This window comes from bacterium, from assembly GCA_023228325.1.
Taxonomy (GTDB): Bacteria; Auribacterota; UBA6266; order UBA6266; family UBA6266; genus UBA6266.
Window position 1 is genome coordinate 982,748 of record JALOBK010000001.1, and the last position, 24,648, is coordinate 1,007,395.

Annotated in this window: 19 protein-coding genes and 1 pseudogene; 18 read left to right on the forward strand and 2 right to left on the reverse strand. The window is 43.6% G+C overall.

Translation table 11 applies throughout. From position 1 onward, the window contains the following. Positions 1-129 precede the first annotated feature (129 nt). The 17 genes and pseudogenes from M0R36_04690 to M0R36_04770 all read left to right on the forward strand — a co-directional run bounded on the left by M0R36_04690 (position 130) and on the right by M0R36_04770 (position 19,753). Entirely contained in the window at positions 130-1,650 is a 1,521-nt protein-coding gene (locus M0R36_04690; protein MCK9555095.1) for a DNA methylase, read from the forward strand. A gap of 2 nt (positions 1,651-1,652) precedes the next feature. Then, positions 1,653-2,759 carry a hypothetical protein gene (locus M0R36_04695; GenBank protein MCK9555096.1) on the forward strand — a complete coding sequence of 369 codons (1,107 nt, stop codon included), beginning with the start codon at positions 1,653-1,655 and terminating at the stop codon, positions 2,757-2,759. A gap of 61 nt (positions 2,760-2,820) precedes the next feature. After that, positions 2,821-3,369, forward strand: coding sequence for an HNH endonuclease (locus M0R36_04700; protein ID MCK9555097.1), 549 nt, complete (start codon positions 2,821-2,823; stop codon positions 3,367-3,369). A gap of 89 nt (positions 3,370-3,458) precedes the next feature. Next, complete coding sequence (locus M0R36_04705) at positions 3,459-4,505, forward strand: SIR2 family protein (protein MCK9555098.1); 1,047 nt, start codon at positions 3,459-3,461, stop codon at positions 4,503-4,505. 38 nt (positions 4,506-4,543) lie between these two features. Then, positions 4,544-4,999: a hypothetical protein gene (locus M0R36_04710; protein ID MCK9555099.1), complete on the forward strand. Its 456-nt coding sequence runs from the start codon at positions 4,544-4,546 to the stop codon at positions 4,997-4,999. Positions 5,000-5,182: 183 nt separating this feature from the next. Further along, positions 5,183-5,980, forward strand: coding sequence for an alpha/beta hydrolase (locus M0R36_04715; GenBank protein MCK9555100.1), 798 nt, complete (start codon positions 5,183-5,185; stop codon positions 5,978-5,980). 62 nt (positions 5,981-6,042) lie between these two features. Further along, complete coding sequence (locus M0R36_04720) at positions 6,043-6,483, forward strand: hypothetical protein (GenBank protein MCK9555101.1); 441 nt, start codon at positions 6,043-6,045, stop codon at positions 6,481-6,483. A gap of 56 nt (positions 6,484-6,539) precedes the next feature. Then, positions 6,540-6,953 (forward strand): hypothetical protein, encoded by a 414-nt coding sequence (locus tag M0R36_04725; GenBank protein MCK9555102.1) that lies wholly within the window; start codon positions 6,540-6,542, stop codon positions 6,951-6,953. Positions 6,954-7,089: 136 nt separating this feature from the next. Then, a complete protein-coding gene (locus M0R36_04730; GenBank protein MCK9555103.1) occupies positions 7,090-7,446 on the forward strand; it encodes a DMT family protein in 357 nt (118 codons plus the stop codon). Between the two features lie 74 nt (positions 7,447-7,520). Further along, the gene (locus tag M0R36_04735; protein ID MCK9555104.1) at positions 7,521-8,282 is read left to right on the forward strand and encodes a class I SAM-dependent methyltransferase; all 762 of its coding nucleotides are present in this window, start codon (positions 7,521-7,523) and stop codon (positions 8,280-8,282) included. Between the two features lie 370 nt (positions 8,283-8,652). Beyond that, positions 8,653-12,033, forward strand: a complete 3,381-nt coding sequence (locus tag M0R36_04740; GenBank protein MCK9555105.1) for an autotransporter domain-containing protein — start codon at positions 8,653-8,655, stop codon at positions 12,031-12,033. A gap of 44 nt (positions 12,034-12,077) precedes the next feature. Then, positions 12,078-12,653 (forward strand): hypothetical protein, encoded by a 576-nt coding sequence (locus tag M0R36_04745; protein MCK9555106.1) that lies wholly within the window; start codon positions 12,078-12,080, stop codon positions 12,651-12,653. A gap of 72 nt (positions 12,654-12,725) precedes the next feature. Further along, positions 12,726-13,154: a nucleoside diphosphate kinase regulator gene (gene rnk, locus M0R36_04750; GenBank protein ID MCK9555107.1), complete on the forward strand. Its 429-nt coding sequence runs from the start codon at positions 12,726-12,728 to the stop codon at positions 13,152-13,154. Between the two features lie 67 nt (positions 13,155-13,221). Further along, positions 13,222-14,210, forward strand: a pseudogene (locus M0R36_04755) (magnesium transporter). A gap of 64 nt (positions 14,211-14,274) precedes the next feature. Beyond that, complete coding sequence (locus M0R36_04760; protein MCK9555108.1) at positions 14,275-16,602, forward strand: glycoside hydrolase family 3 C-terminal domain-containing protein; 2,328 nt, start codon at positions 14,275-14,277, stop codon at positions 16,600-16,602. Between the two features lie 57 nt (positions 16,603-16,659). After that, on the forward strand, positions 16,660-17,103 hold the full coding sequence (locus M0R36_04765; GenBank protein MCK9555109.1) for a hypothetical protein: 444 nt from the start codon (positions 16,660-16,662) through the stop codon (positions 17,101-17,103). A 127-nt stretch (positions 17,104-17,230) separates the two neighbouring features. Beyond that, positions 17,231-19,753: a glycoside hydrolase family 3 C-terminal domain-containing protein gene (locus M0R36_04770; protein ID MCK9555110.1), complete on the forward strand. Its 2,523-nt coding sequence runs from the start codon at positions 17,231-17,233 to the stop codon at positions 19,751-19,753. A 37-nt stretch (positions 19,754-19,790) separates the two neighbouring features. Here M0R36_04770 and M0R36_04775 read toward each other — a convergent pair whose 3' ends face one another. Both M0R36_04775 and M0R36_04780 read right to left on the reverse strand, forming a co-directional pair. Continuing rightward, on the reverse strand, positions 19,791-21,464 hold the full coding sequence (locus M0R36_04775) for a glycosyltransferase family 39 protein (GenBank protein MCK9555111.1): 1,674 nt from the start codon (positions 21,462-21,464) through the stop codon (positions 19,791-19,793). Between the two features lie 14 nt (positions 21,465-21,478). Next, positions 21,479-22,063 carry a peptidylprolyl isomerase gene (locus tag M0R36_04780; protein MCK9555112.1) on the reverse strand — a complete coding sequence of 195 codons (585 nt, stop codon included), beginning with the start codon at positions 22,061-22,063 and terminating at the stop codon, positions 21,479-21,481. 154 nt (positions 22,064-22,217) lie between these two features. On the opposite strand from M0R36_04780, the gene M0R36_04785 reads away from it, so the two are divergent. Beyond that, on the forward strand, positions 22,218-24,335 hold the full coding sequence (locus M0R36_04785; protein ID MCK9555113.1) for a hypothetical protein: 2,118 nt from the start codon (positions 22,218-22,220) through the stop codon (positions 24,333-24,335). Positions 24,336-24,648 lie beyond the last annotated feature (313 nt).

Consider the following 24,648-nt stretch of genomic DNA (forward strand, 5'->3'; position numbering starts at 1 on the left):
GCTCTTAACCTGATGTGGAATACGCTGCCCGATTCGCTTCGCTCTTTGGGTGTTTTATACACGCAGGTTAGCTTAAATGTTAGATTGCTTTGAAAACGCATTACAGGAACAATTATCAAAGGATAAATAATGTCATTCGCTAAACCGTCAGACTCAATACAAATAAGCCTATTCCCTCAATCGAAATCAGACACTAAGATTGCGGATCTTGTGACTCCAAAAACTTATACCGGCTTGGCGGGTTTTCATAAATACTGGGGAAAGAAACCAATAGAAAGCTTATGTTACCTTATTGAAAAATGCACCAAAGAAGGAGATATAGTAATGGATCCCTTCCTTGGGTCTGGCCTGATATCGTTGGAGTGCTTACTTCGTAATAGGCGTTTTGTTGGAATTGATATCAATCCGTTTTCTGTCGAACACACATCCCTCCTGCTAAACCTTCCTTCCCGTCAAGAATACTACCAAGCATTGATCGAAATTGAAAATTCTGTTACTGAAAAAATCAGAAATACATATCTGACATCTGAAGGGAAAATTGCATCTCATTATCTTTGGGAAGGAAATGAACTCGTCTCTGTGTGGGTCAAACCTGAAACAGGTCGGACGCGAATTGAAATGGAGCCATCTGGTATAGATTTAAATTCCTACTCAACATACAAAGATTACAAGCCTTTGCATTTCAGAAATCTCAGATTTTTTACCAATTCCCGGATTAACGTCAAGCCGACCATGACAGTCAGTGATATTTTCACTGGTCGAGCAATGCGTAATATCGATTTACTTATTGAATCATTTTCCGGTTATCCAGCATATTTGAAACGTGCACTTCTTCTTACACTAACATCTTCGGCTGGTCAGATGTCAAACATGGTTTTTGCCATCAAAAATCGAAGCAAAGGCAAGAGAAATGGCAACAGCGACAAAATTGAGGTTGGTAGTTGGGTTATTGGTTTTTGGTTGCCCGATACGCATTTTGAAATCAACGTATGGAACTGCTTCAACAATCGGGCGAACAAGCTGCTAAGGGCTCTACCTGTCAAGAGGCAAACCGACTATACAGTCTCAAGTGATCCAGTGACTGTTAATACTCCGGGTCGCGATGCATGGCTTATCAATTCGGACTGTAGATCAGCACTTAAAAAAATGCCATCTCAATCGGTATCTTTCGTTTGCACTGACCCTCCGCATAGTGACCGTGTCCCTTATCTTGAGTTAAGTGAGTTGTGGAATTCCTTGCTGGGCTATACCGTAGACTTTGAGAGAGAGATTGTTGTTTCTAATGCAAAGGAACGTCTGAAATCAAAGATTAACTATAATTCAGAGATGACCGAGTTTTTTTTGGAAATATCTAGAGTTCTCAAGCCAAATGGATACATAGCATTGTATTTCAATGCACGTGATGATGAAAGTTGGCAATATCTAAAAAGCATCGAAAAAACATCTGGAATACTAAAATTTATAGGATGCTTCCCAATGACTTATTCAGCTACTTCAGTTGTGCAAGATAACAGGAAAGGGGCCATGAAAAGCGACTACATTATTATTTATCAGAAGGGGCAATCCAACTCTGAACACATATTGGAGAGTGTTTTTTCTAAGCTACCGAGCTGGTCGTCTCAATTTCCCGCAAAAAAGGAGAGTAAGTAAGAATGAAAGACTTCAACTATTGGAAAAAATTACATGAAAGTGAGAAATTGGAGGAATTCAGTTCAGATCAACTAGGTTTTCTTTGGCTCAAAGTGAAATCTATCGTTAGAAAAGAACTGATTTCAGAGTTTATCACGGCGAATAGAATAGAATTGAAAGAGACTTCTTTAAATGGTCAATTCTTTGAGTTATACGCTTTGCTTGTTAAGAATCCAGCGAAATCACACAGAATATTGAACGAATACATTGAGGCAAAAAACAAAAGCATTTTGGGTGCCTTGGACACCAAGAAACTCGTCTCCGAGTTGTACAAACTCAAATCATTTGATTGGGGAGGTGATTACCAAAACTCTTTAGATAAATATCTTGTAAGCCGCTATGTCAAAGTACTTCAGTCCTATGACGTTCTCGTATCAAAATTTGAAACAGAAATAAGTACTGCAGTGCAGGGATATGTTCTTAACAGTTGGTACAATCACTGGTCAAGTATACTAATAGAACATATCTTCAAATCAAATGAGAAAGTGTTGCCAACGGTTGGCCAAATAAAGCATGTTGATTTCTTCATTGGGAATGTCCCGTTTGATTTGAAGGTAACATATTTACCGGCAGAATATATAAAAGCTAAAAGAAAAGAGAATGGATTCCCTGTAGAACTAACTTATTTGAAGGCTCAAGCGAAAAACCTTGGGATTGATTTTGATAAGAAGGCAAAACAAACTGATGTTTACTATGAAGTTGTTGAGAAGTTAAAAGACAAGGGCACCAAGGAATGTATAGGGGTAATCGAAACTCTGAAGAAAGAAAAAGTGCAGATACTCAAAGAAGCAATTGATAATCCAAAAGGGTTGGCAAAATGGCTATATGAAAATCAGGGCGAGATGCGTTTTGGATCAGAGAACAGGCTTTTCCTTGTACTTGTCGACACAGATGATTTCACTGGGTCTTGGAAATTGAAACGTAACATGGATTTGTTAAAACCAGTTATAGAAGACTACCTTAATAATTTTTCCAAGAAAAAAGTTTCTGACTTGAAGATTGATTTTAAATACAAGGGAAAGCCACAGACATTTACGGCTTTAACTGATGTCATATTTGTCGTCAAATAGAGAACGATATGAACGCTGATTGTTCCGGGGACAGAACACTTAATTATTGAGAAGAAAATCAATGCCGCCTAAATATGTAAAAACTATTCGGGAAGAGTTGCTTTATGAATATGCGAAGCTTATGTCCCGGTCTGTTTTTGACGGTAAGCTAAATTATGGGTTTGTTTCCGATAGGTTTAAGGCTTTGCGGGATGGAGTGATTACAATATCGGGCACTATCAGAGAATGGCAAAGAGAGCAGGAATTTCCAAAAGAATGTGTTTTTTGCGGGTCCCCGGAGAATCTTCAGATGGATCATCTTATCCCGAAGCATAGAGGAGGTCCTGATTCAGCGGATAATATGGTGTGGTCTTGCAGAAACTGCAATATATCGCGTGGTGATAAGGGTATTTTTGTGTGGCTGGGGCTTCATGAGAAAGACAACCTACATCGTTTAGTCGCGGGAAAATATTTGAAACAGCTCCTTGATATGCATGAAGCTAAAGGAACAATGGATGTTCACAAAGATGACATAGAGATTCTATGTAAAGGATGCAAGAATAAACAAGTGTGTATTCAATGGAATTCAGAAAAAGAGCTAACCTGTTTCTGTCTGGAAAGTATTTTTTAGTATAAGTAATACTTTTACAGTTAGGAACAGCCACTTAAATTAGTTTTATAGGTAGAACAAATAATGCAAACTGTTAAAGGAGATGATAGATGCCACAAAAAACAGTTTTTATATTTGGAGCAGGAGCTTCAAAAGCTGATGGGGTATCAACACAAGCCGAACTTCTAAAAGGGTATTTTTCTAACAATCCACAAGACAGTTTCTCTGTGGCCTTAAATGGCTATTTTAGAGACTTTTTTGGCATTGTTAATACAATGGCTGAAGATAACAAGTGGCCTAGTTTTGAAGAGGCTCTAGCCATGGTAGAAATTGCAATAGATAGAGAACATTCATTTGGTCCTGTGTATACAGCCAATAAACTTAAAGAAATAAGAGATGGTCTTATCATTTCAATGGGGCGTGCTATAGAAAGTTGTCGGGTTGTTACCAAGACTATCCATAAGAAGTTTTTAAGTAAGCTTTTCTGGAAGGGTCACTACTGCAAGGAAGAATATTCTTTTGTCAGCTTCAACTACGATATATTGCTTGATATAGCTCTCATGGAAATGCTTTGTTATGACATTTACTCTGACTACGGGATACAATTCGCAAATTCAAAAGATAATTTTGACTCACCTTTGTTTCACAGATGGAAACCACCAGGAGATAAAAGCGTTTTGATTCTCAAGCCACATGGCTCTTTAAACTGGATGCAGTGTGCATCATGCAATTCAATTGCAATATCAGGCAGTACCAAGGGCCAAATATTTAAAACTGGTTTACTCCACACCATTGAACGATGTCCTATTGATAACTCACCAATGCAATTTGTAGTAGAGCCGCCCTCATATTTTAAGAGGTATAAGAACTATTATCTTCAAACCACATGGATTAAGTTACATGAGACATTGGTTGCAGCAGATAAGATAGTGTTTATTGGTTACTCAATGCCAGACGCAGACGTAATGATAAAATATGCTTTCAAACGAGCGTGTTTTGGTAAGAACAAGAAAATTATAGTAGTGGATCCGGAAGAAACCGTAACTGAACGTTATGAAAGGGTACTTGGACCAATTGCCTTCCATAAAATAACTTTTGCTGATCTATTAGAGCCAGAAAATTACAGAAAGATTATAAGAAAAAATGGGTCAGAGTGATTTTTCTTAAAACAAACGCCTGTTTCTCCGATAAAAAAATGAACAAGAAAATCTTAGTAAGTTTAGTCTTATTTTTTATTTCGTTAAACGCTTTAGCTGGTCAGGTTATTCCTCGGGAATATCAAATAATATTAACTGATAACAGTCAAAGTTGGGGACCGAAAATTGAATGGATACCCACAGAACCGCAAACCTCACTGGCGCTTAAGAGAATCGAACAATACCTTAAGACGAACAATACATTTCCTTCTGATTTTGAAGAACAGAAGAAAACAATTTTAAAAAGCCTTTCTAAGTACAGTGTCCAGTTTGTAGGCATTGTGGTCGATGGACGGAAGTTAATTCACTGTAATTTTTTCCCGAGGTCAGCGAATCTGAAAGATGTAAGAAATACGTATGTTTTTGTCTTTGATGGCGGCACCTCGTTTTGGCGCATAGATTATGATATTGAAAGGGATAGCTGTTTAAATTTTGAGGTTAATGGTGAGGGATAAGGCTTTAATAAATATCAAACACCTGTTTAAATTAAGAAGTACAAAGCCCACAAAATACGAACTTCTTTGAGATTGAAATCAGAAATTTAAGGATTATAATGGGTTTAAAAGTGGTAGAAAAACCCACAAATTACGAATTCGTATATTATATGTCAGCAATTTACTCCGGGAGATTATCGCAAAATGCCGAATACGATAGTTAATAACGTCGATCTTTACTATGAAGTTCATGGGAAAGGCATACCACTAATGCTTATTGCTGGACTGGCCAGTGACTCCCAAAGTTGGCAGCCGATAGTGAAAGGTCTATCCCGGCATTACTGTGTCATAACTCTCGACAACAGAGGCGCGGGCAGAACAAAACCTCAAGATATTGAGACAAGCATTCAGTATATTACCGAAGATTGTATCAACCTTATCAGACATATGGGGTTGTCATCCGTCAACCTTCTTGGACATTCAATGGGTGGATTTGTGGCGCTGGATTGTGCCATCCGCTATCCTGAATATGTTTCAAAATTGATTTTGGCAGGAACATCAGCTTTCAATTCCGAGCGGAATAATGCCCTTTTCCTTGATTGGCTTTCTTATCTTGAAAGCGGACTGAGCTCTGAACTGTGGTTCAGAAACATGTTTTACTGGATATTTTCAAGACGTTTTCTTGAAGACAAAGAAGCATTGAATAAGGCTGTTCAATTCGCAATTGAATATCCCTATCCGCAAACTAAAATTGCATTCAAGAATCAGGTCAATGCTATTAAAGAGTTTAACTGCCTGGAAGATTTGTCCGGTATCACATCAAAGACCATGATTATCTGCGGGAAGGAAGACCTGCTGTTTCCTCCTGAAGAAAGCGTCAAGGTGTTGCAGGCGATTCCGGGGGCGATTTTTTCTTTTGTTGAACATGCCGCGCATTCCATACATGTGGAAAATCCGGGGGAATTCATAAATATTGTTCGAAATTTTGTAAACAATTGCTAAAAAAATCCAGCGGACGCTAACGCGCCGCTGAATTTGAATGTATCTCAAAAGAGGAGGAAATTATGAAACTGCCTGAATATATTACTGTGGAAGAAGTAAAAAAGGTCTGTAAAGCAATCGGGTTGAGTGATTGGTCTGCAAAAAAAGAGCCAACCGTTTCGGAGAAAGAAGCATCCGTAGTCCTTAAAATCGTAAATACGAAATCAATGGAAATTCCTCTTGAAGATTTTCGAAAAGGTTTGGAGGTGGAACTTGAGCACGGCACCCGGTTTGATGATGCAAATGTGACAAACAATCATCCGATTTTAACGGGGAAAATTGTCATAGCCCATCTTAAAGAAACTATGGATTATTATCGCAGAATCGATGTTGCTGAAATAGAAGGCGACCTATTGAAAGCCATATTGTCCAGGAATATCGACAAAATAGAGTCGAAGTACAAAAAACTTATTGAAGCTCAGAACGCGCTGAATCAAGCTATAGCAGATCAATTGAAAAAATAGCAACAGCCATCTGATTTCTGTGGGCTTGAATATTGATTATTAGGGGATGAATAAAAATGAAAAAGTTCCTAAAATTTTTCGCATATTTTTTCGGAGCTGTTCTAACCATAATAATAATATTTTTAGTTGGCCTGACTGTTTATGATTCCATACAGATGCATCGGTTAGAGTCTAAAATTGTCCAGTTAAAGTTGGGCGATTCGAGGGAAAAAGCAATTCAAATACTGGGCAAACCGGATTATAGTTGGAATAAAGGAGAGCCCGAATTTACCATTTTTGGAAAACAGAAATACTATGAAAATTCGGGAATGGCATATGGGAAAATTATGGATTGGGAAAACGCCTTTTATTCTGATTTTCCTTATTTTTATCCTTTTAAATTTCGTTTGTTTGGTCCTGGGAAAGACGACATTTCGATATATTTTAACGGGAAAGACCGGATTTCGAAAATAGAAATGCCTAAAGAATAAACAAAACAAACCGGGACAGACACCTATTTCTTTAAGATTGAAACCGGAATTTTAAGGTCTATAATAGATTTAAAAGTGGTAGAAAACCCACAAATTACGAATTCGTATATTATATGTTATACAAAAAGGAATAATCATGAAACATCTGTATTTAACAATAGGTTTTCTTTGCTGCAGTAATATATTTATGACTTTTGCTTGGTATGGTCATCTTAAAAATTTAAACCATAAAACATGGATATTTGCGGCGCTTATCAGTTGGGGAATAGCGCTTTTTGAATATTTATTGCAGGTACCCGCAAACAGAATTGGACATCAGGTTATGAGTGTTGGGCAACTAAAGATTCTTCAGGAAATAATCACATTAACTGTCTTTATCCCATTTTCAATCTTTTTTATGAAAGAGAAAATTACACAAGATTATATTTTTGCCGGATTATGCTTGCTCGGCGCCATATTTTTTATGTTCAGGGTAAAAATATTCGGAGTATAATTCCGGGGACGAAACATTTAATTCGAATAGCCGGCAACAGGCGCCTGATTAAATAATATTGGGGAACGGGAAAAATGAAACAATGGTATGAAGAATTATTTGAGAATTATGCTGAAAAGTATGATAAAGAAGTGTTCACCAGAGGGACAGTCGGAGAATGCGATTTTATTGAGAGGGAAGTCAACTATGACAAAACAGCGAAAATACTTGATATCGGATGCGGAACAGGACGGCATTCGATAGAGCTGTCCAAAAGAGGCTACGCTGTTACCGGAATCGATTTATCCGAATCACAGTTACAGCGCGCCAGATTAAAAGCGTCCGGGCAGTCGCTTAAAATCGATTTTCAAAAGCATGACGCAAGAGCCCCGCATTTTTCAAATGCCTTTGATTTAGCGATTATGTTGTGCGAAGGCGGGTTTTCTCTTATGGAAACAGACGAGATGAACTTCCAAATCCTGCAAAACGCCGCAAGGGCGTTAAAAGACAACGGGAAGTTGATATTCACAACATTAAACGGATTGTTCCCGCTGTTTCATTCTGTCAATGAATTCTATGAGTCGGAGCAGAAAGAAGGCCAGTCCCAGTGTAAGGGGTGCTCTTTTGATCTGATGACTTTCCGTGATTATAACACCGTTGTTCTTGAGGACGATTCTGGCAGAAAAAGGGAGCTTAAGTGCAACGAACGTTATTATGTGCCCAGCGAGATAACGTGGCTTTTAAAGACGCTAGGATATAAAAAAATCGATATCTTTGGTTCAAAACTCGGAGCTTTCAGCCGGAATGACGCTTTAACGACTAAAGACTTTGAAATGTTGGTGGTAGCGGAAAAGTAACAACCGGCAACAGGCGTCTATTTCAGAAAAAGGGAACGTTTCTATTTTTTACTTGCCTGAATAAATAACAGCCAACAGGAAAACACTTCCTTAAATAAAAAACATCTTGTTCCCCCTTCCTGACAAAACATTACTTCGAAGCCTCCGAAGCGAAACTTCGGACAGAGGAAAAAATCTTCATGGAAAGAAATCACAGCTGTTTTTAATCGGCTTTTTGGAGAACATCCTTGAATATAGGGGAAAAACGGAGGATAATAAATACGGACTGTAAGGTTTGTTAATAGACAAAAATTATTCAGGGATTCTTTAAGATTAACCTGCCATGCGAACTCATAAGAAAAGTTTATTTCTTTTTTTCAGATTATCAGGTGTGTTTTTTAAATTTGGCACAATCCTGTTTGTTCTGTCCGGATTAGCTCCCGCGGATACATTCTATGTTACAAATACCGATGACAGCGGCGCCGGTTCGCTCCGGCAGGCTATAACCGATGGCAATGCGAGCGGTGTCGATGCCACAATCGAATTTCAGACAGAAGGAACAATTACCCTGGCTTCCGCACTGCCCGCTTTGGTTGTCAAAACGACTTTTGACCTTGCCGATTACAATGTTACTATCGAGGCTAACAGCGGAAGCAGCACCGCCGATTCCTTTAAAGTTGATAACGGCGCGGCGGGGACAGGTGTTTTTACCGTAGGAGCCGGTTCGACCTGGACTAACAGCAACGACCTTTATGTCGGGCATTCAGGAGTTGGAGACTTTGCCGTATCCGGCGGCGGCCTGGTAGACAGTGATTACGGGGTTATCGGGTATAATGTCGGTTCGGAGGGCGCGGCTGTTGTGACGGGTGCAGGTTCCGTCTGGACCGCCAGCGTCGAATTTTATGTAGGTTACACCGGCACCGGAACATTGACCATCTCTGACGCCGGAATGGTGCTTAATCCATCCGGAACCATCGGGAATGAAGCAGGTTCTGACGGGACCGTTACTGTGACCGGCGCGGGTTCAACATGGATAAGCAATACAGGCCTTAGCGTCGGATACTCTGGCACAGGCGCGTTGAATATTTCTGACGGCGGCTCTGTAAGCAGCACAGGTTTCGGGTATATCGGTTCCGAAGTTGGCTCTGAAGGAACCGTGACAATGGCCGGCGCGGGTTCAACATGGACTAATACCGGTAATTTATATGTCGGCCGGTTTGGGACAGGAACATTGACCGTTTCCGGTTCCACCGTGGATAACAGCGCCGAACTTTATGTCGGTTCTACAGGCAATGGGAATATGACAGTTTCCGATGGAGGTGAAGTAAATAATACCACCGGAGTAATCGGTTATAATTTGGCGAGTGAGGGAACAGTTGCTATAACAGACGCGGGTTCAAGCTGGGTAAACAGCGATGAATTGTATATAGGCTATACCGGCACGGGCACGATGACGGTATCCGACGGCGGGGGCGTAGAAAATACTAACGGGGTTATAGGTTATGAAGCCGGCGCTGAAGGAACTGCTACTGTAACAGGTGTTGGATCCACATGGGCTAACAGTAACCATCTTCTTGTTGGGTATACGGGAACCGGGACACTGACTATATCCGCAGGCGGCTCAGTAAGTAATGCGGGGCGGGGCTATATTGGTTTTGAAGCGGATTCCGAAGGTACATTGAATGTAACCGGCGCCGGGTCGACCTGGGCCAGCACCCAAAACATTTATGTCGGCCGCGTTGGAACGGGAACCCTGACAGTTTCAGGCGGCACAGTGGATGGCACCGCCGAGCTTTATGTCGGATACACTGATCCCGGCGTAGGGACTATGACGATTTCTAACAGCGGTGACGTGAGCGATACCAATGGAGTTATAGGTTATGAAGCCGACTCTGAAGGAACTGTTACTGTAACAGGAGCCGGGTCTATCTGGAATAACAGCGCCAACCTTTATGTAGGTTACACCGGTACCGGCACTCTGAATGTTTCTGATAACGGCTCTGTAAGTGTAAACAACGGGGCAGGAACACTTACTCTCGCTGAGGATGCAGGTTCAGTCGGCACTCTTAATATAGGCGAAGGGTTATCAGCGGGCGTTGTCAATGCTGATGATATTTTTGGGAATGACGGTACGGCAACAATTAATTTTAACCATAATGAAAACTCTTACATCTTCGCGCCTGATATTGCGGGGACTCTCGATGTTAACCACAACGGCGATGGAACTACGATTCTTGCCGGCGCAACCACTTATACGGGTGACACAACCGTTAACGCCGGAACACTTGATGTATACACAGACAGAACATTGACCGGGAATCTGAATGTTGCGGGAGGGGTTCTTTATTTGAGGTCAGGGGCACTTACAATCACCAATGATTATACGCAGGCGGCTGACACCACTCTCAAGCTGGACGTTACGGGTTCTGCTGTTGCCGGTTCGGTAGTATCAGCGGGCACTACTACTATATCTGCGAACAGTTCTTTACATGTTAATGTCACGGGATATACAGCCAACGGTTCCGCATACACAATTATTGACGGCCCGGCGGCAGGCGGCCTTGTTAACGTCCCCGGGACTATTACAGATAGCAGCGCTGTTTTGACATTCGCGGGGACAACGGATAATGATGACCTTACACTTACAGCAACCAGAGCAAACACATATACATCTCTTGGGGTAACAGAAAATGAAAAAGCCGCGGGTACAGCTCTCGAAGCCGCAGGCGGTGACGGGACAGGTGATATGATGACTGTTCTCGGGCAGTTAGACCAGTTAACTTCTCAAACCGATGTCCAGAACGCTCTTTCCCAGGTGACCCCGTCAGTTGACGCGGGTGTGATGGATATAGGATACACAACAATAACCCTGTTTCAGGAAAAGGTCACAGACCATCTGGCCGATACAAGAAGCGGATTGGCCGCAGGGGATGCTTTTAAAGACGTTGATATCTGGGCAAAAGGGTTCGGTAACTATTTAGACCAGGATAAGCGCGACCATATAGACGGGTATAAAGCCCACACGCTGGGAACGACTATCGGTGTAGATTTCCTTGTAGCCGATCCCGTGAGAATAGGGATAAGCGGAGGATACGCGTTCAGCAGGGTCGATTCCAAACAGTCAAATATCGGGGATACCGATATTGATTCTTATCAGGGTACAATCTACGGCGGTTATGACGGCGGGCCGTTCTATATAGATGTAGCGGGTTCATTCGCGTATAACAAATATGAAGGTTCACGCAATATAAATTTCGGGGGGATTGCAAGGACAGCCGATTCGGATTATGACGGCCAGCAGTATTCGGCGTATATCGGAGGAGGATACACGTTTGAGACTAACGGCCTTGAAATAACTCCGATGGCTTCTTTAAGGTACATTTATCTGTATCTTGATGATTACACAGAGTCAGGCGCTGACGCTCTTAACCTGAAAGTCGACAGCCAGGATTACGATTTCCTGCAGTCGGGGTTAGGAGCCAGGTTCGCATATCCGATAAGAAACGCCGATATGACTTTTATACCTGAAATACACGGTATGTGGTTATATGATTTTGTCGGAGACGAACAGCAGGCAACATCGACATTTACCGGAGGCGGAGCTTCTTTCAAGACTGACGGAGCTGACCCCGCCCAGAACAGTTTTAATGTCGGAGGAAGCCTGACCTTTATTATGACCAATAACTGGAGCCTGCTTCTTTCTTATGATTTCGAAGGAAAAGAAGATTTTATCGGTCATTCAGGGTCGGTTACTATGAAGTATGGTTTCTAAAAAAGATAAAAGTGCATTGTGATAAATTATAAGGGAGGGTAAAAATGGCGAAAAAAACAGCAAACCGGTTGATTCCTGTTTTTGGGATTTTGATTGTTATACTTATTGTTTCTGTTCTGGCATGGAGTATGTGGAGGGGAAGCAATGCCAGGCTGATGAATATTGCAGGGGACAGCTCCCTTTCCGATTCAGCCGCGCTTGAGAAAATTGCGAGCGTTGTCTGGCCTGAGCATATTAAAAAAGCGAGCGCGGAGAAAATACCATCGGGGGAATATGAGCTTGAGGTTACCATAAGCTACGGGAGCATTATGGCTTTCGGGGATATTACAAAAGAGAAATTGAGGCGCACCGATGAGCTTGCCGGGGGAGCCCTGCTTTGTTTCCGCGCGGGGAAAGGGAGAAAACTCACAAAGCTTATCTTGCAGCTTGAAACGCCTGTCAAATCCGCTTTAGGGAATAAAATAGAACGGATTATTGCTTATAGAGTTATCATTTATCTGCAGGATGTTGAGAAAATTCCGCAATGGGAGACTTGCAGTATAAATGAAGATGCCAAACAGAAAATAAGAAGCCTGTGGCATGTGAAACTTGATAAATTCAATGAATTACAGGTAAAATAACTTTAAATAGGGACAGACACCATATTAAGCGGAGAAATATGGTGTCTGTCCCTCATAAACGGAGGGGTTTTTATGGGAAAAAGCATGACAAAAAGAAAAATATACATTACCGAGTTTGATAAGGCGCGGCTTAATGAGCTTATCGCTGTTGCCGAAGAATTTGGAGACCATGACAGAAAAGATTTACAATCTTTGGCCGGAGAACTGGCGCAGGCGGAAGTTGTTTTGCCCAGAGATGTGCTGCCCGATGTGGTAACGATGAATTCAAAAGTTGTCCTTAGCGATATCGATACCCGGGAAGAAATGACCTATGTTCTGGTCTTTCCCAAGGATGCGGATATTGATAACGGGAAAATCTCTATTCTTGCTCCTGTCGGCACGGCGATTTTAGGTTATGCCAAGGGAGATATTATCGAATGGCCGGTTCCGGCGGGGATACGCCGCATTAGAATCGAGAAAATTCTCTATCAACCCGAAGCCGCCGGAGATTTTCATCTGTAGTTTTAATATGCTTTCGGACAAACCGGAGCTTTGATAATATTAAACGGAGGAAAGGATATTCCCGCTAATGGCTAAAAAATCAAAAGCAGACCAGTTGAACCAACCCGCTTCCGCAGTCGCGCGCAAGGATGCGGCAACGTTGCGCGAAGACGCTACCGTCCAGCAGGCATTGGAAGAAATCAGGTCTCATGGTCTCGGCGAGAAAATAGTTTATTTCTATGTTGTGGACACCGAAGGCTGTTTAACGGGGGTCATCCCGACACGACGCCTGCTTATGTCGCCTTTGAAACAATGCATTTCGGAAGTTATGATAAAACGCGTTAAAACGATTCCTGCGGACGCGACGGTGTTGGAAGCATATGATTTATTGGCTCATTATAAATATCTGGCTCTTCCGGTTGTGGATGAGCAAAAACATATTGTGGGAGTTATTGACATTACTATGTTTGCGGATGAGGATTTTGAGATTTCCGAGCGGGAAAGAATGGATAAAGTGTTTGAGTCCATCGGGTTTCGCGTTTCCCAGATAAGGAATGCCTCGCCGTTCCGCGCGTTTCGGTTCAGGTTCCCGTGGCTGATGGCAACAATCGGGAGCGGGACAATTTGCGCTTTGCTTGCCAGCGTTTACGATGTTACTCTGGAAAAAAGTCTTGTGCTGGCTTTTTTCCTGACACTGGTTTTGGGGTTGGGGAGAGTGTCAGTATGCAGTCTATGACCGTGGCTATCCATACTTTGCGTTTGTCTCGTCCGACACTGCGGTGGTATATCAGGGCGCTGCGGCGGGAGGTGGGCACCGCGTTTCTCCTCGGGGGGGCTTGCAGTATTATAGTCGGCTTAACCGTATGGGGCTGGCGCGGGGAAGGATTGGCGGCGATAGTTATCGGAAGCAGTCTTTTGTTTGTGATTTTTGCCAGTTGTCTTTTTGGATTGAGCATTCCGGCGCTGTTGCACGCGTTGAAACTCGATCCTAAAATTTCGGCCGGACCCGTTACTCTTGCGGTAGCGGATATTTGCACTATCATTCTTTATCTCAGCCTGGCGGCGCTGTTGCTGTAATAAATGCCACACACAAATTTGTGGGATAGCGGAATCAAGGGTCCAACATAAAACAGGAATTGTTATGACAAATATTAAACTTGCTCCTTTTGTATCGGCTCTGTTGATTTTTGCCGCCGTGATTTTGTTTCCGGGAACTGCCGGCGCGCAAATGGCTCTTTATAAAAACCCGAATCTTGCCGTTGAACAAAGGGTCGAAAACCTCTTGAATAAGATGACGCTGGAAGAGAAAATTGCCCAGGTCGCGGGGGCGGACCATATGAGTACACCCGAGAACAAACGGCTGGGAATACCGGCGCTGAAAATGACCGACGGGCCTCACGGCGTCAGGTGGGGGCAGGCGACTTGTTTCCCGACGCTGGTAACACTGGGCTCAAGCTGGGACCCGGTGCTTCTGAGGGCTGTCGGGAAAGCTCTCGGAAGAGAAACGAGAGCAAAAGGCAGAAATGTGCTTTTGGGCCCTTGTATCAACATACACAGGACTCCGTTGGGCGGAAGGAATTTCGAGAGTTTCGGGGAAGACCCTTATTTGATATCGCAACTGGTGACGGAATACGTCAAGGGTGTCCAGGGCGAAAAAATCGGGACTTCGACGAAACATTTCGCGTGCAACAATCAGGAATATGAAAGAACGACAATAAGCGTGGAGATAGACGAGAGGACGCTCAGGGAAATTTATCTGCCCGGGTTTGAAGCCGCCGTTAAGGAAGCCGGCACCGTAACGGTGATGGGCGCTTATAATAAAATCAACGGTGATTATTGCTGCGCGAATAAACATATTTTAACGGACATACTTAAAGACGAGTGGGGTTTCAAGGGTTTTGTGGTCTCGGACTGGGATGCCGTGCACAGCACCGTAAAAACAGCGAATGCGGGGCTTGACCTGGAAATGCCCGGTCCGCCTAAATTTTACGGCAATCATCTTTTGCGTGCCGTCAAAAACGGCGAAGTCAGCGAAAAGGTTTTGGACGATAAAGTCCGCCGTATATTGAGGGTGATGTTTTATCTTGGACTGTTCGATACCCCCGACCCGAAACTGGAAGGAGCCAGCGATACGAAAGAACACAGGGCTCTTGCCAGAGAAGCCGCGAGGCGCGGGATTATCCTCTTAAAAAATGATAACGGGACGCTTCCCATAGACAGGAACAAAATAAAATCCATCGCGGTTATAGGGCCCAAAGCCGAAGCCGCCCTTCTCGGAGGAGGCGGAAGTTCCAGTGTGACCCCCAATCGCGCTGTTACCCCGCTGGACGGCATGATGGGAAAATGCGAAGACGGTAAAATAAAATTAAACTTCGCAAGGGGTTGCGCGATGCCGAAGGATTTAGTGCCTATCAACTTCGGGGAATTTACGACCCCCGGCCCGAATCCGCAGAGCGGACTCAAAGCCGAATATTTTAACAACACGAATTTCAGCGGAATCCCGGCTCTTACAAGGGTGGACGGCAGGGTTAATTTTGATTGGGGGAGCAGTTCGCCGGCCGCGAATATCAGAAACGATAATTTTTCCGCGCGGTGGACAGCCAATTTTACGCCTTCGGCATCGGGGAACTATGACCTCGGCCTTTTAAGCGATGACGGCAGCCGTCTTTACATAGACGGTAAACTTGTTATCAATAACTGGGGTGAACACGGTCCCGAGATAAGAAGAGGCGCGGTTTTTCTTGAAGCGGGCAAAACTTACGATGTTCGCATCGAGATGTTCGAAAGCCGGGGCAATGCTGTTATTAAATTGGGTTATACTCCCGAAGATAATGTCCTGCTGGATGAAGCGGTTGACGTCGCTTCAAAGTCGGATGCGGCGGTAGTATTTGTCGGGATATCATGGGAAATAGAAGGGGAGGGTGTCGATAAACAGAACCTTAATCTTCCCAAATACCAGGATGAACTTATAAAGGCCGTAGCCGCGGCAAATAAAAACACGGTTGTTGTCCTGGTAAACGGGACGCCCCTTTTGATGGATAAATGGATAGATGATGTTCCCTCGGTGGTCGAATCGCTGTACGCGGGGCAGGAGGGGGGAGACGCCAATCCTTCGGGCAAATTGACGGTTACATTCCCGAAAAGAATCGAGGACTCTCCGTCGTATAAAAATTATCCCGGCGAGCGCGGTAAAGTTTATTATGAAGAAGGTATTTTTGTGGGATACAGGCATTTTGACAGGGAAAATATCGAGCCTCTCTTCCCGTTTGGGCACGGGCTTTCATATACGACATTCAAGTATGCCAACCTTAAAGTGACGGGCGGTTCCGGGAAGATCGCCGCGACGGTCAGCGTTGATGTGTCCAATACAGGTGAAAGGGAAGGCGCCGAAGTCGTCCAGCTGTATGTTCAGGATCCTGAATGCAGCGTTGAACGGCCTGTAAAGGAACTTAAAGGATTTTTAAAATAGGGACAGACACCTATTTAAATGGTGTCTGTCCCTATTTAGGAAAGGAATAAAGGAAAAATGAAAAAATTGACGCTTGTGATTTTGCTTACGATGATTTTCCCGTTTTCGGCATCGGGAGAAATAAAGGAAGGCGACTGCAGGCTGAAAGAAGGCTCTTTTTTTGATAAAGACGTGTTTACGGTTCAGGTGGGGGATAAAATAAAGGGAACGTGTAAGTTCTTTATAGACGAATTCTTCGGTAAAAAAATTATCAATGCGAACATCGAGATAACAAACACTGCAGACAAACCTATGTCCTGCCAGTATTATGTGGCCTTTTTTGATAAGGAAGGAAACCTGATTGGTTGTGCCGGACAGGGGACATTTGATGAGGAAGGTCTTGCGGCCGGAGAGTCCACTCAGCTGGGCAGCTGCCTTATCCCTTTGCCTGCGGGTTTTCATGAGAAAGTGGTTAAATACAAGGTCGCGTTTTACGAGTCGGATAAGCAAATCGGAAAATAACCGCAAAAACTTTTCCGCGCCCGAAAATAAACCCTTCTCATTTCACTTAAAAAATGCTACAAAAAAGTTACCGGTAAAGCACCGGTTTTTTCGGCTGGAAATCCAAATCTAAAAAAAGGATTTGTTTATGAAAGATATCCGTCCCCCCCGTATTTTTTCGATTTTTCCGGTTATCGCCGCTTTAGTTTTTTTATCGGGCAGTGTTTTTGCGGAATTGTCACTTTACAAGAACCCGAATCTTCCCGTTGAACAGAGAGTGGAAGACCTCCTGAAGAAAATGACGCTTGAAGAAAAAATCGCGCAGGTTGCGGGTGCGGACCATATGGACACGCCCCTCAACAAGCGGCTGGGTATACCGGCGCTGAAAATGACCGACGGGCCTCACGGGGTAAGATGGGGCACTTCTACCTGTTTCCCGCCGCTGGTAACGCTGGGTTCGAGCTGGGATCCCGTTCTTTTAAGAGCAGTGGGGAAAGCGCTGGGAAGGGAAACGAGAGCGAAAGGCAGGAATGTGATTTTAGGGCCGTGTATCAATATACACAGGACGCCTTTGGGCGGAAGGAATTTCGAGAGTTTCGGGGAAGACCCGTATCTGATATCGGAACTGGTGGTGGAATATGTGAAAGGTGTCCAGAGTGAAAAAATCGGGACCTCTACAAAACACTTTGCATGCAACAACCAGGAATTTGAGAGAACGACCATAAGCGTGGAAATAGACGAACGGACACTCAGGGAAATTTATCTTCCCGGGTTTGAGGCCGCGGTTAAGGAAGCCGATACGCTGACGGTGATGGGAGCTTACAATAAAGTCAACGGCGATTATTGCTGCGCTAATCACCATCTTTTGACGGATATATTAAAAAATGACTGGGGCTTTACGGGCCTTGTCGTTTCGGACTGGGGCGCTGTGCACAGCACCGTAAAGACGGCGAACGCAGGGCTTGACCTTGAGATGCCCGGCCCGCCGAGGTATTACGGTGATAACCTGTTGCGCGCGGTCAAAAACGGCGAGGTCAGCGAAAAAGTGCTGGACGATAAAGTCCGCCGGATATTGAGGGTTATGTTCAAGCTTGGGCTTTTTGATAACCCTGACCCGAAATTGAAAGGGGCCTGTGATACGAAAGAGCACAGGGCTCTTGCCAGGGAAGCCGCCCGGCGCGGGATTGTCCTTTTGAAAAACAATAATGAGACGCTTCCGATAGACAGGAATAAAGTAAAATCAATCGCGGTAATAGGGCCCAAAACAGATGCCTCTTTGCTCGGAGGAGGAGGAAGCTCCAGCATAACTCCTAACCACGCCGTTACCCCGCTGGACGGGCTGACAGAAAAATGCCGCGACGGGAAAATAAAATTAAATTTCGCAAGAGGATGTTCGATGCCCGGAAATCTGGTGCCTGTTGATTTCGGGGAATTTACGACACCCGGGCCGAATCCGCAGCCCGGGCTTAAAGCCGAATTTTTTAATAATACCGAGCTCACCGGAATCCCTGTGCTTACGAGAGTGGACAGAAACATTAATTTTGACTGGGACGGCAGTTCGCCGGGATCCGGCCTCGGGGCCAATAATTTTTCCGCGCGGTGGACGGGAAATTTTACGCCTTCGAAATCGGGAGAATACGACCTCGGACTTTTAAGCGATGACGGGAGCCGCCTTTATATAGACGGTAAACTTGTTGTCAATAACTGGGCGGAACACGGCCCTGAAACGAGAAGAGGGACAATTTATCTGGAAGGGGGGAAAGCCTGCGATATACGTGTTGAGATGTTTGAAAAAGGGGGAAACGCGCTTGTTAAACTGGGATATTCCCCCGAAGGCAACGTTTTGCTTGATGAAGCCGTGAAGGTTGCCTCTAAATCGGATATAGCGATAGTATTCGCCGGCATATCGTGGGAAATAGAGGGGGAAGGCGTCGATAAACAGGATATGAAACTGCCCAAACACCAGGATGAACTGATAAAAGCCGTTGCCGCGGCGAACAAAAATACGGTTGTCGTGCTGATAAATGGGACGCCGCTTCTGATGGAAGAATGGATAGATGATGTCCCTTCGGTGGTTGAAGCTTTATACGGCGGGCAGGAAGGCGGAGATGCGATTGCCGATATACTTTTCGGCGACGTTAATCCATCGGGCAGGTTGACAGTGACATTCCCTAAAAAAATCGAGGACTCGCCGTCCTATAAAAATTATCCCGGCGCGGGCGGGAAAATTTATTATGAAGAAGGTATTTTTGTGGGATACCGGTATTTCGACAGGGAAAACATCGAGCCTCTCTTCCCGTTCGGCCACGGCCTTTCATATACGGCGTTCAAATATGATAACCTGAATATAACTAAAGGTTCGGACAAAATCGCTGCGACAGCCAGCGTTGATATAACCAATACCGGAAAAAGAGAAGGGGCGGAAGTGGTCCAGCTGTATGTGCAGGACCCGGAATGCAGCGTTGAGCGTCCTGTAAAAGAACTTAAAGGGTTTAAAAGAATAAACCTGAAACCCGGAGAAACCGAAACCGTAACATTCGAACTCACAAAAAGAGACCTTTCGTTTTATGATGTGAAGAGCAAAAGCTGGGTCGCCGAGCCGGGGACGTTCAATGTGTTAATAGGCGGTTCTTCAAGGGATATAAGGCAGGAAGGCAGTTTTGAGCTTTAGGGAACGGAGAAGGCCCGGAGAAGCAAAAAACCGCGGGTTAGTTTTCTGTTTCTCTGTAGAGCCTGTCGATTTCCTGCTTTAGCCGGATGTTGTTGTTTGACAGGTCCAGCGCTTTATTGAAATGAAAACCGGCTTTTTCTTTGTTTTTTAAACCCAGATAACATATACCGATGTTGTAATGCGCAACCTGACTTTCAGGGTTAATTTTGATGCAGTACAGATACTCCGCCGACGCCTCTTCATACATCCCTTTTCTCCTGTAAGTTTCCGCCAGTAACATGTGTGCCGGCAGAAAAGGGGCATCCCCGTTTTCAGGCATAGCTTTTTTAAATAAAAATTCCGCGGTATCCAGCTCGTTTTTTTGTAAGGCCGCAATCCCCAGGTTTGTTATATGGGTTTTTTCTATGCAATAACCGCCTTTCTGCCAAACGAACATTTTTAAGAATAACAGGGTTGCGGCTACGATAAAGAAAGGCAGATATTTTTTCTTAAACAGGTTTGTTGCCGCCCAGTCTATCGATATGGAAGATAATATAATCAAAAAAGGGGCTGCGGGGAACCGCAGCCTTCCCAAAACAAAAAATAACATGCATGATATAAAGACACTTAAAATACTGCACACAATAATCCATATCCGGGCGAATTTTTTTATGTAAACTATAAAACCTATCAGGGCAAGCGCCGCGATAAGGCGGAAAGAAGAGAAAGAGGAAGATAAGATATAGGAATATTTTTTGTGCAGGTAAAAATTTGCGTTTTGAGGTATTTCGTAGTTATCCCAGAAGAGCTCTGCCTTTATTAATAAGTTGGAAAAGAACGCGCGGGGGTAGGTTTTTACGCTGTTAAAAAACTCATGATACCAATTCACCTTTTCTTTGCTGCCGGAAATATTTTTATAAGATTCCGGAACGATGGATCCTCGAAAAGAATCATACGCGTTGCCGATATACAGGTTTGCGCCGCCCATAACGGAAATACAGATTGATTTTTCCGTTTTATAATTATGGCAGAGCGCGGGGAAAATTATTACAAGAACGCAGATTGCGATAATAGCCGTCGGGATGAGCCGTTTGTATACCTTGCCGGAAATATTTTTGTTCAGCAGAAGAGCCCCCGCCGTAAAGGGAAGCATTAACAGGATATTTTCGCGGCACAGGACAGCGGCGCCCAGGGCAATTCCCGGCAATATAAAAAATAAGGGTTTGCCTTTCCTGTCCTCGGCAAAAATAAATGAGGCGACAAATAAAACCCAGAGAAAAGTAAAAAGGGATGTTCTCAGCAGCAGGGAAGAATAAAATATCGCGACGGAATAAACCGCGTATGTGAACGCGGAAATAAGGCCCGTCAGGATATTAATCCTGCTTTTGCAGATGTAGAAAATAAGGAGGATGTTCAGGGAGTCCAGCAGGCATTGGATCGTTCTGACGGAATGATAGCTTGCGCCTTTTAGCATGTATACCAGGGCAAGAAAATAAGGATAAAGAGGAGCCTGATAATAAGCTCCTTCGATTCCTTTTCCCGCCAGGATATCTCTCGCCAGATTATCAAATCTGGTATAATCCATGCCTTCGATAAAAACATTATAATCCGGCATGACCGAAATAAACTGCAGGTTCAACAGACGAAGGGCCAGCCCGAACGCAAAAAAAGCAAAAAGGATGATACCGGTGTTTTTATCGCATTTTTTTAAAAATTCGGGGTAGTTAATCATTTAAAAAAATATGTTCATTCTCTTTTTGCGGATATTACCGTCACCGGCTCCACCGGCACATCGCTGTAGCGGCCCGAATTAGAAGTTTTTACTTTTGCTATTTTGTCGATGGTGTCCATCCCGTCTGTTACTTTCGCAAAGACCGCATACCCGTAATCGCGGGCCCCGTGGTCAAGAAAATCGTTGTCCTTAACGTTTATAAAAAACTGGGAGGTTGCGCTGTTTACATCCTGCGTCCTCGCCATCGAGAGCCAGCCTCTCTTATTCTTCAGCCCGTTGTCAGCTTCGTTTTTTATTGAGGGTCTTGTCCTTTTCTGCTTCATATCTTCGGTGAATCCTCCGCCCTGTATCATAAAACCGGGTATGACCCTGTGGAAAATGGTGCCGTCATAAAAACCGGAATCGACATATTTAAGGAAATTCTCACATGTTTCAGGCGCTTTATCGGGATAGAGTTCAACCGTAAAGTCCCCGAGGTTTGTGGAAAAGATTACTTTGTGGTTTGAAGATTCGCTGTTTTTGCCGTCTGCTATTGAAGTATGAAGGAAAAGAAGAAATGAAAATAAAAAACTGCCCGCAAAAAAATATGCTTTTTCCATAAAAGCCTCCTTGTTGAATTTTAAACCTTCATTCTAATTGTTTTTCGGCCGGTGTTCAATAATCCTTTTGTTTTTTTAGAAAATCATTTTATAAACCGGCTGAGATATGCTATTAAATATATGTTTTATATGTCTTTCAAAAAAAAGGTTTTTTGTGGAAAAAACGGGAATAAGCCGGGAAAACAGGTCGTTGTCTCTTGTCGCGGTAGAATTGGCGGCGGTTTCATTTATCGTGCTTTTTCAGGAATTGGCCCTGATAAGATGGGTGGCGGGGCAGGTGAGGGTTATCGCTTATTTCCCGAACCTTATTTTGCTGAGCGCTTTTTTGGGGCTTGGGTTGGGCTGCCTGCGCTCCGGGAACAAACCCTTACTGTGGCTTTGGCCTGTAAGCCTGCTGGTCCTGACAGTAACGGCGTTTTTTATGGGCCGGATTGTTTTCACCCAGGAAAGTTATTCCGAACATCTCTGGCTTTTATATTATGACCTTCCGAAAAGTTCGATCGAGATTCCTTCAATTAAAATCCCCATAATAATATTTTTTATTTTAAGCGCGATCTCTTTTATTCCTCTCGGCCAGGTAATCGGCAGAAAAATCCGGGTGTTCAGTTCTTTTTCCAGGCCGCTTGCCGGCTATATGTACAATATTCTGGGTTCTCTCGCGGGAGTTGCGGGTTTTTCCCTTATCAGTTTGTTCGGCGTTTTCCCCAAGTATTGGTTTGCGGCAATCCTTATATCGGGGATAACACTTTTTCTACATGAAAAAAAAGCGCTGATATGGTATCTGATTTTTTCGGTTCTTATTTTTCTGAGCGTTTTAAAAGCCGAAAAAGCAGATGCCTACAGCCCGTATTATGCTCTTTCATACAGGACGGGAAATAAAATTTTCGATGTGCTTACAAACGGTTCCCTGCATCAGACTGCCGTAGATTTAAGCATGAAAAAAGACGGATGGGATAAGAGAAGCGAGACCGTCAAAAAAATTGTTACGGGGTATCATCTCCCGTATATGTGCCTTGAAAAGTCTCCGGAAGAGGCGCTTGTTTTGGGTTCCGGCACGGGGAATGATATTGCGGCATTATTAGAGCATGGGGTAGGGCACATAGACGCCGTTGAGATTGACCCGGTTATTATAGATTGGGGGAGACAATACCACCCCGATAAACCTTACAGCTCCGGTAAAGTTACGGTTTATAATACCGATGCGCGCGCGTTTCTTAACACAACGGCGAAAAAATACGACCTTATTGTTTTCGGGACACTTGATTCGCAGACGCAGCTTTCCGCGCTTTCAAACGTCCGGCTGGATAATTTTGTCTATACAATGGAAGGCATCAAAGCCGCTAAAGAGCGTCTTGCCGAAAACGGCGGGATGATAATGTATTTTATGGTGGGGAAACAGTTTATCCTTCAGCGGATAATAGCTTTATCAGCCGAAATATTCGGGGAAACACCCGTTATTTATTTTAATGACCATATATTGTTTAACACAGTTTTCATGTCCGGGCCGGCTTTTGACAGGTTAAGGGATGAGAAGGACGCCGCTTTCAACGATAAGTTTAAAAAGGATTTTCTTCCTTTTATAGAATTGCCGACCGATGACTGGCCGTACCTGTACCTGGCGGAGAAAAAAATCAGCGGTTTTTATCTGCAGATTATGGTTATTATAGGGGCGCTTTCCGCCGCCGGTATCTTTTTTCTTTCCAGGTCTTTCCGCGCCGCCATAACGGACAGGCGTAAAATAGATTATGAGATGTTTCTTTTCGGCGCGGGTTTTCTTTTATTTGAAACCAGAGCTGTGACGGAAATGAATCTGGTATGGGGAACAACGTGGATCACCAGCGCGGTTGTTTTCGGTTCCGTTTTAACGATGATACTGCTCGCGACGCTTGTAATGCAAAGGTATTTCCTGTCTTTCCGGGCATCTATCATAGGGCTGGGAATCTCTTCCTATATAGTTTATATGCTGCCCGTAAATTTGATCCTGGGGGAACCTGTCGCAGTTAAATTGCTATGTTCTTTATTTATGGTCGGTATGCCTGTTTTTTTCGCGTCCCTCTGTTTTACGCGGTTGTTTGCGGAAAGTATTTCTGTGGACACGGCGTTCGGCTGGAACCTGCTGGGTTCGGTATGCGGGGGGTTAATTGAATATTCTTCGATGATACTGGGGTTCAAGATTCTTCTGTTTGTTGCTTTGGCGGCATATCTGGCGGCATTTCTGATTTATATAAACCGCGGTAAAAACAGGATAGGGGAAAAAGCAGAAACAGTGTAATTGTTTTGAGGTCCGTTTTTGCTGTTGATTTTCCTTATTGTGAAATATCCGTTAAAATAACATTTATCTTCCACTTCTTCAGGTAAGGGCAAACCCGTTACATGCCGAAGCAACAGTTGGATTTAAATAATTAAAAATTTTATTGTTTGGGAAAAGGGTTTTAATAAAAAACAGGCTTTTCCGTTTAAGCACTATATATGGTGTCTGCTTCGAGAATTGATAACTATATTTAGTTATACCCTAAAAATCATAGTTAATTGCCTGATATTATGCTTTTTACAGCGAAAAAAAATGTTAAAAAATTTATATTTTT

Coding starts and splice junctions, on each gene's coding strand:
- M0R36_04745 (MCK9555106.1), top strand. CDS start 12,078: ATGGCGAAAAAAACAGCAAACCGGTTGATTCCTGTTTTTGGGATTTTG.
- M0R36_04770 (MCK9555110.1), top strand. CDS start 17,231: ATGAAAGATATCCGTCCCCCCCGTATTTTTTCGATTTTTCCGGTTATC.
- M0R36_04700 (MCK9555097.1), top strand. CDS start 2,821: ATGCCGCCTAAATATGTAAAAACTATTCGGGAAGAGTTGCTTTATGAA.
- M0R36_04760 (MCK9555108.1), top strand. CDS start 14,275: ATGACAAATATTAAACTTGCTCCTTTTGTATCGGCTCTGTTGATTTTT.
- rnk (MCK9555107.1), top strand. CDS start 12,726: ATGGGAAAAAGCATGACAAAAAGAAAAATATACATTACCGAGTTTGAT.
- M0R36_04705 (MCK9555098.1), top strand. CDS start 3,459: ATGCCACAAAAAACAGTTTTTATATTTGGAGCAGGAGCTTCAAAAGCT.
- M0R36_04720 (MCK9555101.1), top strand. CDS start 6,043: ATGAAACTGCCTGAATATATTACTGTGGAAGAAGTAAAAAAGGTCTGT.
- M0R36_04765 (MCK9555109.1), top strand. CDS start 16,660: ATGAAAAAATTGACGCTTGTGATTTTGCTTACGATGATTTTCCCGTTT.
- M0R36_04695 (MCK9555096.1), top strand. CDS start 1,653: ATGAAAGACTTCAACTATTGGAAAAAATTACATGAAAGTGAGAAATTG.
- M0R36_04730 (MCK9555103.1), top strand. CDS start 7,090: ATGAAACATCTGTATTTAACAATAGGTTTTCTTTGCTGCAGTAATATA.
- M0R36_04735 (MCK9555104.1), top strand. CDS start 7,521: ATGAAACAATGGTATGAAGAATTATTTGAGAATTATGCTGAAAAGTAT.
- M0R36_04780 (MCK9555112.1), bottom strand. CDS start 22,063: ATGGAAAAAGCATATTTTTTTGCGGGCAGTTTTTTATTTTCATTTCTT.
- M0R36_04690 (MCK9555095.1), top strand. CDS start 130: ATGTCATTCGCTAAACCGTCAGACTCAATACAAATAAGCCTATTCCCT.
- M0R36_04775 (MCK9555111.1), bottom strand. CDS start 21,464: ATGATTAACTACCCCGAATTTTTAAAAAAATGCGATAAAAACACCGGT.
- M0R36_04715 (MCK9555100.1), top strand. CDS start 5,183: ATGCCGAATACGATAGTTAATAACGTCGATCTTTACTATGAAGTTCAT.
- M0R36_04710 (MCK9555099.1), top strand. CDS start 4,544: ATGAACAAGAAAATCTTAGTAAGTTTAGTCTTATTTTTTATTTCGTTA.
- M0R36_04725 (MCK9555102.1), top strand. CDS start 6,540: ATGAAAAAGTTCCTAAAATTTTTCGCATATTTTTTCGGAGCTGTTCTA.